General features: G+C 68.8%; 1 protein-coding gene. It reads left to right on the top strand.

Annotation, left to right across the window (positions count from 1 at the left end; all coding sequences use genetic code 11):
- Positions 1 to 16: 16 nt before the first annotated feature.
- The coding region (locus A5686_RS21815; protein WP_156750189.1) for an amidohydrolase family protein at positions 17 to 760 on the top strand (744 nt) is incomplete at its 3' end.

The following is a 760-nucleotide window of genomic DNA, read 5'->3' as shown; positions in this document are numbered from 1 at the left end:
CGGCGCGCCATCGGCGATCCGCAATATCGGGATCCGCGACGGCCGTGTCGCCGCGATCAGCCCGCGGGCGCTCGACGGGACGGGCTGCCCGCCCCTGACGCGCACGCTCGGCATTCGCGACGGCGTCGTGGCCACCGTGTCCACCCAGTCGCTGGATGAGACCGGGTGCCCCGAGGTGATCGACGCGGCCGGCAAGTGGGTGGTGCCCGGCTTCCTCGACGTACACACCCACTACGACGCCGAGGTGCTGCTGGATCCCGGGCTACGCGAGTCGGTGCGCCACGGCGTCACCACGGTGCTGCTGGGCAACTGCTCGTTGTCGACGGTCTACGCTGATTCCCAAGACGCCGCCGACCTGTTCAGCCGCGTGGAGGCGGTGCCGCACGAATACGTCTTCGGCGCACTGGATTCCAACCGAACGTGGTCGACGGCCGCGGAGTACATCAAGGCGATCGACGCCCTGCCGCTGGGTCCCAATATCGGTTCACTGCTTGGTCATTCGGACCTGCGGACCGCGGTGCTGGGACTTGATCGGGCCACCGACGCCGCGGTGCGGCCCACCGAGGCCGAGCTGGAGAAGATGGCCGAACTGCTGGACGAGGCCCTGGACGCCGGTGTCCTCGGCATGTCCGGAATGGACGCCCCCATAGACAAACTAGACGGCGAACGGTTCCGCTCCCGCGCCCTGCCGTCCACGTATGCAAAGCCGCGAGAGCTGCGCAGGCTGAAATCCCTGCTGCGGCGCAGCGGGCGAGTCTTG

This window comes from Mycobacterium sp. E2479, assembly GCF_001667925.1.
In the GTDB taxonomy this organism is placed as follows: Bacteria; Actinomycetota; Actinomycetes; order Mycobacteriales; family Mycobacteriaceae; genus Mycobacterium.
The sequence above is the reverse complement of the archived record's forward strand: the minus strand, read 5'-3'. Positions and strand labels throughout refer to the sequence as shown.